A 16,783-nucleotide genomic window follows, 5' to 3' on the forward strand; every position below is an offset into this window, starting at 1 on the left:
TTGACCACACAGCTCACCCCGTTTCCGGTAGGATAGGCCGCCAGTCCCCCCTGCGACACGGAGTGCTTATGCGGATTGCCATACTGGATGACTATCAGGATCAGGTGCGTCATCTGCCCTGCTTTACCCGCTTGGCGGGCCACGACGTCACCATTCTCACCCGAAGCGAACCTGACCCCGAGCGCCTTGCCGCCAAGCTGGCAGGGGTGGAGGCGCTGGTGCTCATCCGCGAGCGCACCTGCATCGACGAAGCCTTGCTACGCAGGCTCCCCTCCCTTCGGCTCATCAGCCAGACCGGCAAGATCAGCCAGCATATCGACCCCCTCCTGTGTCAGCGCCACGGGGTAGCCGTCGCCGAAGGCATCGGCAGCCCGGTGGCGCCCGCCGAGCTCTGCTGGGCCCTCATCATGGCCGCCTCCCGCCACCTCCCGGCCTATTGCCATGCCCTCGCCCAGGGTCAGTGGCAGCAGTCCGGCACACTGGGGCTGGGGCGTACCTTGCAGGGGCTGACGCTCGGCATCTGGGGCTACGGCAAGATTGGCAGACTGGTGGCCGGTTACGGCCGGGCCTTTGGCATGTCGGTGCTGATCTGGGGCAGCGAGGGCTCCCGCCGGCAGGCCGAGCAGGATGGCCATGCCAGCGCCTGTGACAAAGAGAGCTTCTTTCGCGAGGCCGACGTCCTCTCTTTGCATCTGCGCCTGAACGAGGCCACCCGTGGCTGCGTGACCCGCACCGATCTCGCGCGGATGAAGGCGGACTCCCTGCTGGTCAACGTCAGTCGGGCGGAGCTTGTCGAGCCCGGCGCCCTTTATGCCGAACTCGCCGCCAACCCGACCCGGCGCGCAGCCCTCGACGTGTTCGACGCAGAGCCCGCCACGGCGCAGAGCGAGCCTTTGCTGCGCCTGCCCAATGTGCTGGCGACGCCTCATCTTGGCTATGTGGAGCGCAACAGCTACCAACTCTACTTTCAGGCCGCCTTTGACAACCTGATTGCCTTTGCCGAGGGCAAGCCGACCAATCTGGTGCTGCCCGTAGCGGGCCGCTGATCACGGTTATCCGGCGACCGGACCGCTAGCATGTATAACCCAGGCGCCACAAAGACAAGCCACAGGAGCTCCCATGACCGAGTACGACAAGATGATCGCCAGCCAGCCTTACAACTGCATGGCACCGGAACTGGATCTGTTGCGCCGGGAGACGGCCCGCCTGTACCGCCGCTTCAATCGCAGCGACGAGGAGGATGAACAGCTGGCGCTGCTGCAGCAGATCGTCGGCGAGCTGGCCCAGGGCGCCTTTATCTGCCCGCCCCTCTACTGCACCTATGGCCGCCACATTCACCTAGGCGAGCGCAGCTACATCAACATGGGAGCCACCCTGCTGGACAACGCCCCCATTCGCATCGGCGCCGAGGTGATGATAGGGCCGAACGTGCAGATCTACACCGCCGCCCACGCGCTGGATGCCGATGAGCGGACTCAGGGGGTGGAGACCGCGCTGCCGGTCACCATCGAGGACAGGGTCTGGATCGGTGGCGGCGCCATTCTGCTGCCCGGTGTCACCATAGGGCGGGAGGCCATCGTGGGCGCCGGAGCCGTGGTCACCAAAGACGTGCCGGCCGGCGCCCGTGTGGTGGGCAACCCGGCCCGCGTGCTGCCCGCCAAAGGCAAGACGCCGGTAAGCTAGCGGCGCGCGCCGGGCGCTACGGAATTAAGGGGATCGGCGCCTGAAAAGCGCGGATAAAAATGAAGCCCAATGTCATCAAGACGTTGGGCTGTAAAAAGGTGCTACGGAATTGCGACTCTCATCGCAGAAAATTAGAAGGGGTCACCTTCTAAACTGGCACAGGGATATTAACGAGGCGCAAACGTTTTACATAGCGTAATAAACCAGGATTGAGAACGGCATCTCACTATTTAAAAAATTCCCTGCCAGCCACGGCCTGCCTCTTGGCAATTTTTCATTTATCAGTACAGCCTGTCGCCAGAAACAAAAAAGCCCTGACAAGTCAGGGCTTTATCGACAGTTCATCAGACTAGAAGCGACGCACGAACTCGCTCACCGGCAGCTCGCGCAGCTTGCGGGCCTCCAGCATGGGGGTGCCGAGGTAGAGGAAGCCCACCAGCTGATCGTCTGTGCCAAGGCCAAGGCCGGCCTGGATCTGCTCGTCAAATATAAACCAGCCGGAGCGCCAGATGCCGTTGAAGCCCTGGGCCTGGGCCGCCATCTGCATCGCCATCAGGGCGCAGCCGGCGGAGAGCTCCTGCTCCAGTCGCGGCACCTTGGGATGCTCCTGATGGCGGGTCGCCACCGCGATCACCAGGGGCGCGCGCAGCGGAGCTTCCCGGCACTTCTTGATGCTCTCTTCATCCTCACCGCGGCTGCGGGCGGCTTCAGCCAAAAGGGTGCCCAACCGTTCGCGCCCCTCCCCTTCGAACAGGATGAACTGCCAGGGGGTCAGGGTGCCGTGATCCGGCGCCCGCAGCCCGGCCTTGAGGATATTGTCGAGTATCTCACCGCTCGGGGCGGGCTCGGCCAGACGGCCACAGGAGTGGCGGTTGAGTAACAGGTGGAGGGCATCCATGAGCAGTTCCTTGTCAGGGGCTATGATGGCGCTACCTTAGCACAGCACCGCATGAAGAAAACCCCTGGGCTTCAGGGGTTTGTCGCAATACATGGCGGCCCGTCGACTAGATGACCGCAGCCAGCTCGGCCCCCTGGCGGATGGCGCGCTTGGCATCCAGCTCGGCGGCCACGTCGGCCCCGCCGATGATGTGCACCGGCTTGCCCGCCGCCTGCAGACCGGCCTGCAGCTCCTTGAGCGGCTCCTGGCCGGCGCAGATGATCACCTGATCCACCGGCAGGCACTGCTGCTGGTCGCCCACCCGGATGTGGAGCCCCTCGTCGTCGATGCGCAGGTACTGCACGCCGGAGAGCATCTCCACCTTGCGGTTCTTGAGCACGGTGCGGTGGATCCAGCCGGTGGTCTTGCCCAGGCCGTCGCCCACCTTGCTCTCCTTGCGCTGAAGCAGCCAGATCTGGCGCTCGGGGGCGTCGATCACCGGGGTCGTCAGACCGCCGCGCTCGCCGAGCTGCTTGTCGATGCCCCACTCCTTGAGCCAGTGATCCCGGCTCTGGCCCCCATCCGCCCGTTTTTCCACCAGATATTCGGCCACGTCAAACCCGATGCCGCCGGCGCCGATCACCGCCACCTTCTCGCCCACCGGCTTGTGATCCCGCAGCACGTCCAGGTAACTCAGCACCTTGGGATGCTCGATACCCGGAATGTTGGGGGTGCGCGGGCGGATGCCGGTGGCGAGGATCACCTCGTCAAAACCGCCGCCGAGCAAGCTCTCGGCACTCTGGCGCTGGCCCAGATAGAGCTCGACGCCGCACTTCTCCAGCCGCTTGGCAAAGTAGCGCAGGGTTTCGTGAAACTCCTCCTTGCCCGGGATCTGCTTGGCGAAGTTGAACTGGCCACCGATCTCGCTGGCCTGATCGAACAGGCTCACCTGATGGCCACGCTCGGCGGCGTAGCAGGCAAACGCCAGCCCGGCCGGACCGGCCCCCACCACCGCCAGCTTCTTGGGCTGAGGCACCCGGCCGAAGTTGAGCTCGGTCTCGAAACAGGCGCGCGGATTGACCAGGCAGGAGGCACGCTTCTGCTTGAAGATGTGGTCAAGGCAGGCCTGGTTGCAGGCGATGCAGGTGTTGATCTCGTCCGCCCTGTCTTCGGCCGCCTTGATGACGAATTCGGGGTCGGCCAGGAAGGGGCGCGCCATGGAGACCATATCCGCCTCGCCGCCCGCCAGAATGCGCTCGGCCACCTCGGGGGTATTGATGCGGTTGGTGGTAATAAGCGGCACCTTGAGGTGTTTTTTCAGCTCGGCGGTCACCCAGCTGAAGGCGCCGCGCGGCACGCTGGTGGCGATGGTGGGAATGCGCGCCTCGTGCCAGCCGATGCCGGTGTTGATAAGGGTGACCCCCACCTGCTCCAGCGCCTTGCCAAGCGCAATCACCTCTTCCAGCGTCGAGCCCTGCTCCACCAGATCCAGCATGGAGAGGCGGAAGATGATGATGAAATCCGGCCCGACCCGCTCGCGGATGGCGCGGACGATCTCTACCGGGAAGCGCATGCGGTTTTCACTGCTGCCGCCCCAGCCATCGGTGCGCTTGTTGGTGCGCTCACAGATGAACTGGTTGATGAGATAGCCTTCCGACCCCATCACCTCGACCCCGTCATAACCGGCCGCCTTGGCCAGCTGCGCGGTGGCGGCGAAGTCGCGGATGGTGCCGCGGATCTGCCGCTCGCTCATGGCGCGCGGCTTGAACGGTGAGATGGGGGCCTTGAGGGCGCTCGGCGCCAGGCTGAACGGATGATAGGCGTAGCGGCCGGCATGGAGGATCTGCAGCGCTATCTTGCCCCCCTCCTGATGCACCGCACTGGTTACCTTCTTGTGCTTGGCCACCTGCCAGGGAAAGCTCAGCTGGGAGCCGTGGGGCACCAACCGGCCGCGCAGGTTGGGGGCGATGCCGCCGGTCACGATGAGGCCGACCCCGCCCCGGGCCCGCTCGCCATAGAAGGCGGCCAGCTTGTCAAAGCCCCCCTTCTCCTCTTCGAGGCCGGTGTGCATGGAGCCCATCAACACGCGGTTGCGCAGCTGGGTAAAACCCAGATCGAGGGGGGTCAGCAGGGTCGGGTAACGGCTCATCATGAACTCCTTGTCGGGGCCGAGCTGGATGGCACCACGCCCATCCCCCGCCGTCCGGACTCAGGCCTGGAACAAGGCGGCAGCATGGGTGGGCGGCTCACAGGGCCTCCAGTTAATTTTTTGTTATCAAACCGAGGCTAGAGTAAAGAATCAAAAATGCTTTTTCAAACAAATGTTTGGACAATTTTTCGGCGAACAGACGTGTTCCGAACTCACCGGCTCCAATCCTCTCCAAGCGGAAATGGCATTTCACCGGCCAACTGGTTAATAATGGCGCTTCCCTCCCCATTAACAGGGCGATAACGCGACTATGTCTATTTTCAAAGGTCTGGGTTGGCTGTTTCGCAGCCTGTGGCGCCTGCTCAATTTCACCCGGCTGATGCTGGTCAATCTGCTGTTTCTCGTCGTGGTCTTGATCATCGTCTTCAGCGTCAGCCAGAAAGAGGCCCCCAGCGCCCCCATCGAAGGGGCTCTCACCCTCAATCTCTCCGGCGTGCTGGTGGAACAGCGCTCGCAAACCGATCCCACGGTGCAGCTGCTGCGCCAGGTGGACAACAGCGACGAGCTGCCCAGCGAGATCGTCCTCTCCGATCTGCTGTGGGCCATCAAGAACGCCAAGGATGACGATCGCATCAAGGCGCTGGTGATCAAGCCCCAGGGGCTGCAGGGCACCAGCTTCTCCAAACTGCAGGAGGTGGCGAGCGCCATCGATGCATTCAAGGAGAGCGGCAAGCCGGTCATCGCCATGGCAGACTTCTACACTCAGGGCCAGTACCTGCTGGCCGCCCACGCCGATCACGTGCTGCTCAACCAGAGCGGCGCCGTGGTGATCGAGGGACTCGGCGTCTACCAGACCTACTACAAGTCGGCGCTGGAGAAGCTCAACATCACCCCGCACGTGTTCAAGGTCGGCACCTACAAGTCTTTCGTCGAGCCCTATACCCGCGACGAGATGTCCCCCGAGAGCAAGGAGGCGAACCAGCGCTGGCTGGATCAGCTGTGGCAATCCTATGTGACCGACGTGGCCGAGCAGCGTGAAATCGAACCGGACGCCGTGGCACCGGGCAAGGATCGCTTCCTCGAGCTGCTGCGCAAGGCCGGCGGCAACGCGGCCAACTACGCCCTCGACAACGGTCTGGTGGACCAGTTGGCGACCCGCGACGAGATGACCCAGGCGGTGATCAAGGAAGTGGGCGAGAGCGATGACCACGGCTGGAAGGGGGTGGGGCTCAAGGAGTACCTGGCCGCCATTCCGAACCAGTATCCCCAGAGCGGCAAGGATGAAGTGGGCCTCATCGTCGCCAGCGGCGCCATCATGGATGGTGTCCAGCCTGCCGGCACCATAGGCGGTGACAGCCTCTCCGATCTGCTGGCCGATGCCCGCCGCGACGACAAGGTGAAGGCCGTGGTGCTGCGGGTCGACAGCCCCGGCGGCAGCGCCTTCGCCGCCGAGCAGATCCGCGCCGAGCTGCTGGCCCTCAAGCAGGCCGGCAAGCCGGTGGTGATCTCCATGGGCAGCTACGCCGCCTCCGGCGGCTACTGGATCTCCGCCGATGCGGACAAGATCTTCGCCTCCCCCACCACCCTCACCGGCTCCATCGGGGTGTTCGGCATGTTCGCCACCATCGACAAGGCGCTCTCCCAGTACGGAGTGCACACCGACGGCGTCGGCACCACCGACTATGTCGGCGTCGGCCTGACCCGTGCCCTGCCGGAACACGTCGGCCAGGCGATCCAGCTGAACGTGGAAGATACCTACCAGCGTTTCGTCGGTCTGGTGAGCAAGGGCCGTGGCCTGAGCCCGGAAGAGACCGAGAAAGCGGCCGAGGGCCGGGTCTGGACCGGTCAGGATGCCAAGGCGTTGGGCCTGGTGGACGAGTTTGGCGATCAGGAGGCGGCCATCAAGGCGGCAGCCGAGCTGGCCAACCTCAAGGAGTGGCAGGTCGCCCCCATCGAGCAGGAAGAGTCGGCCAAGGACAAGTTCCTGCGCCAGCTGTTCGACAGCAGCGCCCAGGTGCTGGCTTCGCACCTGCAGAGCTGGTTGCCGGCAGGCCTTGGCAAGGCGCTGGTGGAGGTGAACCGCAGCCTGGACCCGCTGACCCGCTTCAACGATCCGCAGGGCACCTACGCCCTCTGCCCGGTCTGCACACCCTGATCGGCAGCCAACAAAAAAACCGCCAATCGGCGGTTTTTTTGTTGCGTGGTGAAAGTACTCAGCCCAGCAGGCCGGCACAGTGCCAGTGCTGCAGTTCGGCCAGTACCCGGGTCTCCCGCGCCGTCCACTGGGGGCAGGAGCCCGCCAGCTGGGTCTTGTTGGTCTGCAGCGCCTCGGCCAGCTCGAACCAGCCTGGCGTAAAGCCGAGCCTGATCTCGTAGGGCTGGGGCCGCGGCTCGCTCCAGTTATCTCCCACCTGACAGAGGTAGTAGAAGGAGCGGATGCAGTAGGCGTCGTAGTCGGCCTCGCGGGCCGGACGGTACTCCCGCGTCTGCCCGAGCAGAGCACCGACCGCCACCAGCTCGGCGCCACACTCTTCGCGCAGCTCGCGGGCCAGGGCCGTGTTGTGACACTCGCCGTGCTCGATGCCGCCACCGGGAAACATGAGATCGCCGTTGACACTGGAGTGCACCAGCAGCAGCTGGTCGCCACGCAACACGATGGCCCGGACGGTGACCCGCTCCAGCTGGCGGCCATCCGTATTGACCCGGCCGTGGGTGAGCCGGATGTCGAAGGGGTGCGGCCAGTCGCTGGCCAGAGGTTCAATGTGGTTCATCAGGACTCAGGGACGATAGGTTCCGCTTTTCAGCTGTTCGACCAGGATGGCGGCCTGGCTGTCCAGCCCCTCCTGCTGTTGTTTGCTCAGGGAGTGGTAGAGGCTGAAACGGCTGGCCGACACCTCGGCGGCGTTCTGGAACGACTCGCTCACCTTGCCCCACAGATAGGCCTGCCCGTACTCCTTCTGGCCCATGTAGAGGGTGCTGAGGGAGGTAAGAATGCGGCCGTTCACCTGATCCCCTTCCCGGTAGAGAGAGAGAGCGTGCTGCATCAGCGCGATGGCCTTTTGCGGCTCGCGCTTGGCATAGATGCCCCCGAGCGCCAGCTGCAGTTCGGGCTCCTCGAGCGCGGGCTGCCCCTCCAGCGCCAGAAACTGCTGGCGGGCCAGCTCGTTGGTGTTGTTGGTCCAGTGCCAGAGCAGCAGATAGGGATCCTTGGCGTTGCGGGTAGCGGCATCAAGCTGGGCCAGCTGGTCGCCAGCCGCCAGCATCCCCTCCACCCGCGGGCTCTTCTGCTCGCGGGCCCGCTTGTACTCGATGTTGGTGGAGCGCTCGGCGCACTTGAGGTAGCGCTCCAGGCTGCGCATCAACTCGTACTGATGCCGCTCCGTCTGCTCCGCCTGCAGGTAGTAGCGAGCCCGGATGATGTCGCTGCGCTCGTAACGACACCAGCCGTCGTCCACCAGATCCTGACAGAGGGCCGGATAGTTGGCACAGATGTTGTGGATCCTGTCATCGTCACAGGCGGTGAGCACCAGGCCGCAACAGAGGCCGAACAGCAGGGTTCTAGCTGGAAAAGGGGTCATGGTTCACATCTTGTTGGTAACAATTGCAGCCCGCTATAGCCACCCTTGGCTAGCAAACGAATTACATATCCATTACAATGCGCGCGCCGTATAAGGCCGCGACTGCAGAATAATATAACGAAATATACACCCCTACACTGATCTGCATTCGACGAATTTCTATTTGCCCCAACAACGTGAAATAAAGGATCTGGTTAATGACCCACGAGCACTATCTGCAGGCGTGGCAGGAGAGCCAGGAGCTCGCCGAAGCCATGCAACCCCTGATCGGTCGCCTCTACCGTCAGCAAGGGATCGAGATCACCATCTTCGGCCGCCCGCTGCAAAACGCCTCCACCATCGATATCCTCAAGGCCCACCGGGTCGTTCGCCGCCACCAGGGAGCCCCCCTCCCGATCCAACAGAGCTTTCCCCTGCTGCAAGCCATCCTGGCCCTGAACCCGACCGCCGCCGAGATCGATCTGGGCAAGCTGGCCGTGGGTTACTGGCAGGATCACCAGGATGAAGCCGGTATCGACGACTACCTGCGTGCCAAGCTGGCACCGGCTCTGGGTCGCGGCGTACCGGCTCCGACCGACGTGGTGCTGTACGGCTTCGGCCGCATCGGCCGTCTGCTGGCCCGGTTGCTGATCGAGCGCACCGGCGCCGCCAACTCCCTGCGGCTGCGCGCCATCGTGGTGCGTGGCGGTCGCGACGGGGATCTGGAGAAGCGTGCCAGCCTGCTGCGCCGTGACTCGGTGCACGGCCCCTTCAACGGCTCCATCGAAGTGGATGCCGCGCGCAGCGCCATCATCGCCAATGGCACCTTCATCCAGGTGATCTATGCAAACAGCCCGGCCGACATCGACTACACCGCCTACGGCATTCACGATGCGCTGATCGTCGACAACACCGGCGTCTGGCGTGACGAAGCGGGTCTGTCCGAGCACCTCAAGGCTCGCGGCGCCGCCCGGGTGCTGCTGACCGCTCCCGGCAAGGGGGAGATGAAGAACGTGGTGTTCGGGGTCAACCACGAGGTGATCGGGCCCGATGACAAGATCATCTCCGCCGCCTCCTGCACCACCAACGCCATCACTCCTGTGCTCAAGGTGATGCAGGACAAGTACGGCATCCGTCACGGTCACGTGGAGACGGTCCACTCCTACACCAACGACCAGAACCTCATCGACAACTATCACAAGGGCGAGCGACGCGGTCGCAGCGCGGCCCTCAACATGGTGATGACCAGCACCGGCGCCGCCAAGGCGGTGGCCAAGGCGCTGCCCGAGCTCAAGGGCAAGCTGACCGGCAACGCCATCCGGGTGCCGACTCCCAACGTGTCGCTGGCCATCATCAACCTGTCGCTGGAGCAGACCACCGATCGGGAGAGCCTCAACGCCTATCTGCAGCAGATGGCGCTGAGCTCCGCCCTGCATCGCCAGATCGACTTCAGCGCCAGCACCGAGCTGGTCTCCTCCGACATGGTGGGCTCCCGCTTTGCGGGCATCGTCGACTCCCAGGCCACCATCGCCGAGGGGGATCACTGCGTGCTCTACGTATGGTATGACAACGAGTTCGGGTACAGTTGTCAGGTAGTGCGGGTGATGGAGCAGATGGCTGGCGCAGTTCGCCAGGATCTGCCGGTCTGATCCCGATTCGTCATGGCTCAATGTGCAAGGAGAAGGCCGGATGTCGTTTCAACAAGGTGAGTTTTTGCAAGCAATCAGGCAGATGCCCAAAGAGGTGTACGAACGCCTCAAGACCGCGGTCGAGCTCGGCAAGTGGCCTGATGGCAAGCCGCTCACCGACGAGCAGAAGGCCACGTCGCTGCAGGCTGTGATGGCTTGGCAGGCGATGCACCTCGACAACCCCGAGCACATGAACATCGGCCGTGACGGCGAGATCGTGATGAAGAGCAAGAGCGAGCTCAAGCGCCAGTATCGCGACGAGGAAGAGATAGTGCGGGTCGACCTCAGCCACTGAGGCAGGCCGCACGTCACCTATCGCGGTAACGAAACGAAAGAGGGGAGCCATGATGGCTCCCCTCTTTTTTCCTATCTATGCAGGATGACTCATCCCCCTCATCCCCGGCCCTTCTCCCGCCAGGGGAGAAGGGAGCAGGCTAGCAGCTGCTAACCGTAAGCGGGCCACCTGCCGGCGATCTTCATGGCAAACCTCGCCACCTCGATCTATCCCCTCTCCCCCCATGGTAGGGAGGTCAGAAGCTGTTCACGACCTGTCGCGAGAAGACGTCAGCAAGGTGAAGAGCAGCGCAGGAACCGGAGTGTATACGCATACATGAGCACTCTTGGTCACAAACAAGCGAGCAGCACATGAGCCTTGATCACGGCTTCGCAGTAAGGTCGTGGACAGTTTCTCAGGGGGTCAGCTCACCACGCAGGGATTGCTGCATCAGCTCGCGGATGCGCGGCGCCGGCAGATCCTGGCTCAGCAGGAAGTGCAGCTTGGTCAGCGCCGCCTCGGCGGTCATGTCGAAGCCCGAGATGACCCCGGCCCGCGACAGGGCGTTGCCGGTGGCATAGCCCCCCATGTTGACCTTGCCGTGCAGACACTGGCTCAGGTTGACGATGATGACGCCGCGGGCCGATGCCTCGGAGAGCAGCGCCAGCATGGCCGGATTCTGCGGCGCATTGCCCACCCCGAACGAGAGCAGGATCAGCGCCCGTACCGGCTGTTGCAGGATGTTGGCGATCACCTCGGCCGAGATGCCGGGATAGAGGGTCACCACGCCGATGGGCTGGGGGGTGATGTCGTGCAGCACCAGCGGCCGCTCGGACGGCACGCCCAGCTCGCCCGCCTCCAGCGAGATGGCGATGCCGGCGTTGAGCAGCGGCGGGTAGTTCGGCGAATCGAAGGCGTGGAAGCCGTCGGCGTGCACCTTCTTACTGCGGTTGCCGCGATAGAGCTGGTTGTTGAAGAACAGCGTCACCTCGTGGATCGGGTAGTTGGCCGCGATGTAGAGGGCATTGAGCAGGTTCTGCTGACCGTCGGAGCGCAGCTCGGCCAGCGGGATCTGGGAGCCGGTGATGATCACCGGCTTGTGCAGATCCTCGAGCATGAAGGAGAGCGCCGAGGCGGTGAACGACATGGTGTCGGTGCCGTGCAGGATGACGAAACCGTCGTATTTCTCGTAATTGTCACGAATGTCCTCGGCGATGCGCTGCCAGTCCGCCGGCGTCATGTCGGAAGAGTCGATGAGGGGCGCATATTCGTGAATATGGTAATCCGGCATCTCGGGACGATGGAACTCGGGCATCCGCGCCAAACAGTCTTCCATGAAGCCCGCCATCGGCACATAGCCGTGGTCGGAACGCTGCATCCCTATGGTGCCGCCTGTGTAGGCGATATAGATGGACTTCTTCACACCCTCTCCTCTTTGATGGGCACAACAGCCGCGAATCGTGGCTCAAACGGGACGAAACGGTGGCATCGACTGCCCGCCGCATTCGCCATGGGCCGAAAGCCCGCACATGATAGCGCGCCAGGCCGCCGGCTCACATCCCACCAGTGCCGTCCGCGGGCCAAAAATCGCCGAATTATAGGGACTGGTGCCCCAAATGACAGCCAGGAAATAGCCCTCACCCCGGCTTGCACCGCGACCAACCCGATAGTGTTAAATTTCACAACAAACACAATGAGCGACCATTTATCTGACAAATGTGGATATAAGTGGTGTTTTTTGCTACTATCCGCTCGATTTTTCATAAATCTCATCTGGATGCCTGATCAATTCAGGCCCGCACCGGTCCCATTCTTACGTGGGGCGGGGGCATGTCGCCCCTTCTTTGTTGGCACCTGAGCCACACTGTTTTATCCCGGCTGAATCTGTGAGTCTGCATCAACGAAAGACACAGCCAATCAACATGGGAGTACTGAATGCTACAACTTGATTCCTACGCTACCCTGGTCGCAGCCACCCTGGTGTTGCTGCTCGGTCGTCTGCTGGTGACCCGAGTCGGGCTGCTGCGCACCTTCAACATCCCCAAACCGGTTGCCGGCGGCCTGGTGGTCGCCCTGGTGCTGCTGCTGCTGCGCTCCACCCTGCAGATGGAGCTGCAGTTCGATACCAGCCTGCAAACCCCGCTGATGCTGGCGTTCTTCGCCTCCATCGGTCTCTCCGCCGATCTCGCCAGTCTCAAGCGCGGCGGCAAGGCGGTGCTCACCTTCCTGCTGGTGGTCACCGGCCTGCTGCTGGTGCAGAACAGCCTGGGGGTGGGTCTGGCCACCCTGCTCGGCCTGGATCCCCACATGGGGCTGCTGGCCGGCTCCATCACCCTCTCCGGCGGCCACGGCACTGGGGCGGCCTGGGGCGCCACCTTCACCGAGAAGTACGGGGTGCAATCCGCCGCCGAGCTCGCCATCGCCTGTGCCACCTTCGGCCTGGTGCTGGGGGGCCTGATCGGTGGTCCGGTGGCCCGCTATCTGGTGAAGAAGGTGCAGGTGCCCGGCGAGGAGCACAACCGGGACGACGCGCCGCAAGGCTTCGAGATGCCGGACATGGAGCGCCCGCTCACCACCTTCAGCCTGATCGAGACCCTGGCGCTGATCGCCATCAGCCTGAAGGGGGGCGAGATGCTCTCCGCCTACCTCAAGGGCGGCGCCTTCGAGCTGCCGGTGTTCGTCTGCGTGCTGTTCGTCGGCGTGCTGCTGCGCAACGTGCTGACCCTGCTGAACTGGCACGAAGTGAGCGACCGCGAAGTCTCCCTGCTCGGCAACGTCAGTCTGTCGCTCTTCCTGGCGATGGCGTTGATGAGCCTGCGACTGTGGGATCTGGCCAACCTGGCGCTGCCCATCTTCATCCTGCTGGCGGCCCAGACCGTGGCCATGGCGCTCTACGCCATCTTCGTCACCTTCCGGGTGATGGGCCGCAACTATGATGCGGCCGTGCTGGCAGCGGGCCACTGCGGCTTTGGTCTGGGGGCCACCCCCACCGCCATCGCCAACATGCAGGCCATCACCCAACGCTTTGGTCCCTCCCACCTGGCGTTTCTGGTGGTGCCCATGGTGGGCGCCTTCTTCATCGACATCATCAACGCCATGGTGATCAAGCTGTTCCTGGCACTGCCCTTCTTGTAATTCCTTTCCCGTCAGACGTATATGAACAGAGCCCACCCTCTGGTGGGCTCTGCCATTTCTGCTGGCCAGCTTCTCTGCACCACTTCCTTCATGGATAGCCGTGGCGAGACCCATAAACAAAAAGCCCCGCACTCGGCAGAGTGCGGGGCTTGGTCATGGCGGCCGTGTTCGCCGCGTTCAAGCACTTACAGGATAAAGGTCGAGACCTGCTTGTTCAGGTCGGTGGCCCGCCCCTTGAGGCTCTCGGCCTGATCCAGATCGCGCATGGCGGCGGCGGTGATCTCGTCACTCACATCCTTGATGGCGGTGGTGTTCTGGGTGATCTCGCCGGTCACCTGGGTCTGCTCCTCGGCGGCCGTGGCGATCTGGCCCGCCATGTCGGAGATGAGGCTGACTGCCTGGGTGATCTCTTCGAGCGCAGCGGCAGCGGCATCGGCGTCTTTCACGCTGTTGTCCGCCAGCCCCTGACTGGTCTGCATCAGGCTCACCGCACGGGCCGTGGTCTGCTGCAGGGTCTCGATGGTGGACTGGATCTCCTGGGTGGAGTCCTGGGTGCGGCGCGACAGCACCCGCACCTCATCCGCCACCACCGCGAAACCGCGACCCTGTTCACCGGCGCGGGCCGCTTCGATGGCCGCGTTCAGCGCCAGCAGGTTGGTCTGCTCGGCGATGCCCTGAATGGTGGAGAGGATGCCGGAGATGGCCTGGGCGTGGCGGCTCAGCTCGCCGATCACCTCGGTCGCCTGCCCCACTTCCTCGGCCAGACCGTTGATGGACTGACGAGTCTGGTTCACCAACATCTTGCCCTGCTCACTGCTCTGGGCGGACTGCTGGGCCGCGGCGGCGGTGTTCTCGGCGTTGCCGGCGATCTCCATGGTGGCGCTCGCCATCTCGGTAACCGCGGTGGCGACCATGGTCACCTCCTGCTGCTGGCGCTGCAACTCGTCCACGGCGGCCTGGTTGGTCACCAGACTGCGCTCGGCATCGGCGTTCAGCTCGTTGGCCAGCTGACGGATGTTGCCGATCAGCTGGTGCTGGCTGCCGACGAAGCGGTTGAAGCTGTTGGCCAGCTGACCCACCTCGTCGTTGGTGTCGATCTTGATGCGCTGGGTCAGATCGCCGTTACCGTCGGCGATGCGGGCCAGGGCCTGGGAGACCTTACCAAGGGGCCCCAACAGCAGGCTGACCAGCCAGGAGATGGCGAGGATGCTGCCTACCAGCACCAGCAGGGCCAGGCCGAGCTGGGTCATCAGCAGGGAAGAGAGCGGCGCCTCCAGGGTCTCCTTGTCCAGCACCAGCACCAGCTCCCAGTCGGTGTCGGGGATATCCACCGCCCACAGCAGCTTGTCGCGCCCTTCGCCGTCGAAGTAGGCCGGCACCAGGCTGTTGCTGGTCTTGCTCTGTTCGATCAGGGCATTGGTCAGATCGTTGTCGATCTCGGTGGCCGGTTTCATCGCCTTGGCCGCGTCCTTGTAGGCGATGACGGTGCCGTCCTTGTGCATCATGATGGCGAAACCGTCGGCCGGCAGCTTCATCTTGGTGACGTCTTCCACCAGGGAGGCGATGGAGAGGTCGCCGCCGACCACGCCGCCCTGCGCCGGCTGGGCCAGGGTCACCACCATGATGTTGTAGGCCACGTCAAGGTAAGGCTTGGTGACGATCATGCCCCCCTTGCCCATCGCCTCCTGATACCAGCCGCGGGAGCGGGGATCGTAGCCGTCACGATTGATGGAGGGATCGGAGTCGTTCATCTTGCCGCTGCTCTCGCCAAAGTAGGTGAGCTGGAAGCGGCCGGAGACTTGCGCCTGTTGCAGGGCGTTGAGGGGGTCGGCACCGGCCTTGTTGCCGAGCGCCTGAATGACGTCGCGACGGGCCGCGAGCCAGTCACTGACGCTGGCGGCCTGCTGGTTGCCGAGGCGCTGCACCTGTTCCTGACTGCCTTGCAGCAACAGGGACTTCTGGCTGGTGTAGCTCTGCCAGGAGAGCAGCAGGATCACCAGCGAGAGGGCGATGACCACTGACAACAGTATCTTCTGCTTGAGTGATAGATTTTTCATCATGCGTTCTTCTTATGGAGGTCAGGAACAGGATTTCCCAAAAAGTGCACAGCACTGCGTAGTTATTAACGACCCGTCGGCACAAAACTGAACCGGAAAATGGGGCGGTGGGCGATATTTTCCACCGAGTTGGGGAAAACTGCACCAGAAATTGACTACCAGGCACGCACAAGGACAGCCGACCCTGTTTATTCCTTCCACAATTGGCTAGAATATCCCGTTTTTAAATCACATCGACCCCGAGAGTTTTCACGATGTTTGAAGTCAATCCTGTATTAAACAAGCTTAAGGAGCTGTCTGAGAGGACCGAGCTGCTTAGGGGGTACCTTTGACTATGACGCCAAGAAAGAGCGTCTAGAAGAGGTCAACGCCGAGCTGGAACAGCCGGACGTCTGGAATGAACCCGAGCGCGCACAGGCGCTGGGCAAGGAGCGCGTCGCGCTGGAAAATGTGGTCGGCACCATCGACACCCTGACCCAGGGGGCTGACGACGTGGCCATGCTGGTCGAGCTGGCCGTGGAAGGCGAAGACGAAGACACCTTCAACGAAGCCGTGGCCGAAGCCGACGTGCTGGAGTCCAAGCTGGTGGACCTCGAGTTCCGCCGCATGTTCTCCGGTCAGCACGATCCTTCCGACTGCTACATCGACATCCAGTCCGGCTCCGGCGGTACCGAGGCCCAGGACTGGGCCAACATGGTGCTACGCATGTACCTGCGCTGGGGCGATGCCCACGGCTACAAGCCCGAGCTCATCGAATGCTCCGAAGGCGACGTGGCCGGCATCAAGTCCGCCACCATCAAGTTCACCGGTGAGTACGCCTTCGGCTGGCTGCGCACCGAGACCGGCGTACACCGTCTGGTGCGCAAATCACCCTTCGATTCCGGTGGTCGTCGCCACACCTCGTTCTGCTCCGTGTTCGTCTACCCAGAGATCGACGATGACATCGACATCGAGATCAACCCGGCCGACCTGCGCATCGATGTCTACCGTGCCTCCGGCGCCGGTGGTCAGCACGTCAACCGGACCGAATCCGCGGTACGTATTACCCACATTCCCACTGGGGTCGTGGTACAGTGCCAGAACGATCGTTCCCAGCACAAAAACAAAGATCAGTGTATGAAGCAGCTGAAGGCCAAGCTCTACGAGCTGGAAATTCAGAAGCAGAATGCCGAGAAGCAAGCCCTCGAAGAGACCAAGTCCGACATCGGCTGGGGCAGCCAGATCCGTTCCTATGTGCTGGATGATGCGCGCATCAAGGATCTACGTACCGGCGTCGAAACCCGCAATACCCAGGCGGTACTCGACGGCGATCTGGACAAGTTTATCGAAGCTAGCCTGAAGTCAGGCCTGTAAAAAAACAGAA

At 63.0% G+C, this 16,783-nt stretch carries 13 protein-coding genes; 7 read left to right on the forward strand and 6 right to left on the reverse strand.

Annotated features, from left to right (window positions below; translation table 11 throughout):
* Nucleotides 1-68 precede the first annotated feature (68 nt).
* Together G5134_RS05895 and G5134_RS05900 are read left to right on the forward strand one after the other, a co-directional pair.
* Complete coding sequence (locus G5134_RS05895) at nt 69-1,046, forward strand: D-2-hydroxyacid dehydrogenase family protein (RefSeq protein WP_065016757.1); 978 nt, start codon at nt 69-71, stop codon at nt 1,044-1,046.
* 73 nt (nt 1,047-1,119) lie between these two features.
* Nucleotides 1,120-1,683, forward strand: coding sequence for a sugar O-acetyltransferase (locus tag G5134_RS05900; protein ID WP_065016756.1), 564 nt, complete (start codon nt 1,120-1,122; stop codon nt 1,681-1,683).
* Between the two features lie 349 nt (nt 1,684-2,032).
* Here G5134_RS05900 and G5134_RS05905 read toward each other — a convergent pair whose 3' ends face one another.
* Together G5134_RS05905 and G5134_RS05910 are read right to left on the reverse strand one after the other, a co-directional pair.
* Nucleotides 2,033-2,581: an NAD(P)H nitroreductase gene (locus G5134_RS05905; RefSeq protein WP_065016755.1), complete on the reverse strand. Its 549-nt coding sequence runs from the start codon at nt 2,579-2,581 to the stop codon at nt 2,033-2,035.
* Nucleotides 2,582-2,687: 106 nt separating this feature from the next.
* Nucleotides 2,688-4,709 carry an NADPH-dependent 2,4-dienoyl-CoA reductase gene (locus G5134_RS05910; protein ID WP_024941479.1) on the reverse strand — a complete coding sequence of 674 codons (2,022 nt, stop codon included), beginning with the start codon at nt 4,707-4,709 and terminating at the stop codon, nt 2,688-2,690.
* A gap of 310 nt (nt 4,710-5,019) precedes the next feature.
* On the opposite strand from G5134_RS05910, the gene sppA reads away from it, so the two are divergent.
* Nucleotides 5,020-6,864 (forward strand): signal peptide peptidase SppA, encoded by a 1,845-nt coding sequence (sppA, locus tag G5134_RS05915; RefSeq protein ID WP_065016754.1) that lies wholly within the window; start codon nt 5,020-5,022, stop codon nt 6,862-6,864.
* 58 nt (nt 6,865-6,922) lie between these two features.
* On the opposite strand, the gene G5134_RS05920 is transcribed toward sppA, so the two are convergent.
* Together G5134_RS05920 and G5134_RS05925 are read right to left on the reverse strand one after the other, a co-directional pair.
* Nucleotides 6,923-7,480, reverse strand: a complete 558-nt coding sequence (locus G5134_RS05920; RefSeq protein ID WP_065016753.1) for an NUDIX domain-containing protein — start codon at nt 7,478-7,480, stop codon at nt 6,923-6,925.
* A gap of 6 nt (nt 7,481-7,486) precedes the next feature.
* Nucleotides 7,487-8,287, reverse strand: coding sequence for a DUF2989 domain-containing protein (locus G5134_RS05925; protein ID WP_005297998.1), 801 nt, complete (start codon nt 8,285-8,287; stop codon nt 7,487-7,489).
* A 197-nt stretch (nt 8,288-8,484) separates the two neighbouring features.
* On the opposite strand from G5134_RS05925, the gene G5134_RS05930 reads away from it, so the two are divergent.
* Nucleotides 8,485-9,915 (forward strand): glyceraldehyde-3-phosphate dehydrogenase, encoded by a 1,431-nt coding sequence (locus tag G5134_RS05930; RefSeq protein WP_065016752.1) that lies wholly within the window; start codon nt 8,485-8,487, stop codon nt 9,913-9,915.
* A gap of 40 nt (nt 9,916-9,955) precedes the next feature.
* Nucleotides 9,956-10,249 carry a YeaC family protein gene (locus G5134_RS05935; RefSeq protein ID WP_017766723.1) on the forward strand — a complete coding sequence of 98 codons (294 nt, stop codon included), beginning with the start codon at nt 9,956-9,958 and terminating at the stop codon, nt 10,247-10,249.
* Nucleotides 10,250-10,643: 394 nt separating this feature from the next.
* Here the strand turns inward: G5134_RS05935 and ansA are convergent, their stop codons facing one another.
* Nucleotides 10,644-11,651 carry an asparaginase gene (gene ansA, locus G5134_RS05940; RefSeq protein WP_005297986.1) on the reverse strand — a complete coding sequence of 336 codons (1,008 nt, stop codon included), beginning with the start codon at nt 11,649-11,651 and terminating at the stop codon, nt 10,644-10,646.
* A 512-nt stretch (nt 11,652-12,163) separates the two neighbouring features.
* Between ansA and gltS the strand changes: the two genes are divergently transcribed.
* Nucleotides 12,164-13,363, forward strand: a complete 1,200-nt coding sequence (gltS, locus tag G5134_RS05945) for a sodium/glutamate symporter (RefSeq protein WP_005297985.1) — start codon at nt 12,164-12,166, stop codon at nt 13,361-13,363.
* 185 nt (nt 13,364-13,548) lie between these two features.
* On the opposite strand, the gene G5134_RS05950 is transcribed toward gltS, so the two are convergent.
* Nucleotides 13,549-15,420 carry a methyl-accepting chemotaxis protein gene (locus G5134_RS05950; RefSeq protein ID WP_010633067.1) on the reverse strand — a complete coding sequence of 624 codons (1,872 nt, stop codon included), beginning with the start codon at nt 15,418-15,420 and terminating at the stop codon, nt 13,549-13,551.
* Nucleotides 15,421-15,674: 254 nt separating this feature from the next.
* Here G5134_RS05950 and prfB point away from each other — a divergent pair.
* Nucleotides 15,675-16,773, forward strand: a protein-coding gene (prfB, locus tag G5134_RS05955) for a peptide chain release factor 2 (protein WP_099358782.1) whose coding sequence is annotated in 2 segments (ribosomal slippage) — nt 15,675-15,749 and nt 15,751-16,773 — 1,098 coding nt in all. Because the reading frame shifts where the segments join, the coding sequence is not laid out codon by codon here.
* The last annotated feature ends 10 nt before the right edge of the window (nt 16,774-16,783 follow it).

The sequence above is a fragment of the Aeromonas sp. 600276 genome, from assembly GCF_049175815.1.
Taxonomy (GTDB): domain Bacteria; phylum Pseudomonadota; class Gammaproteobacteria; order Enterobacterales; family Aeromonadaceae; genus Aeromonas; species Aeromonas dhakensis.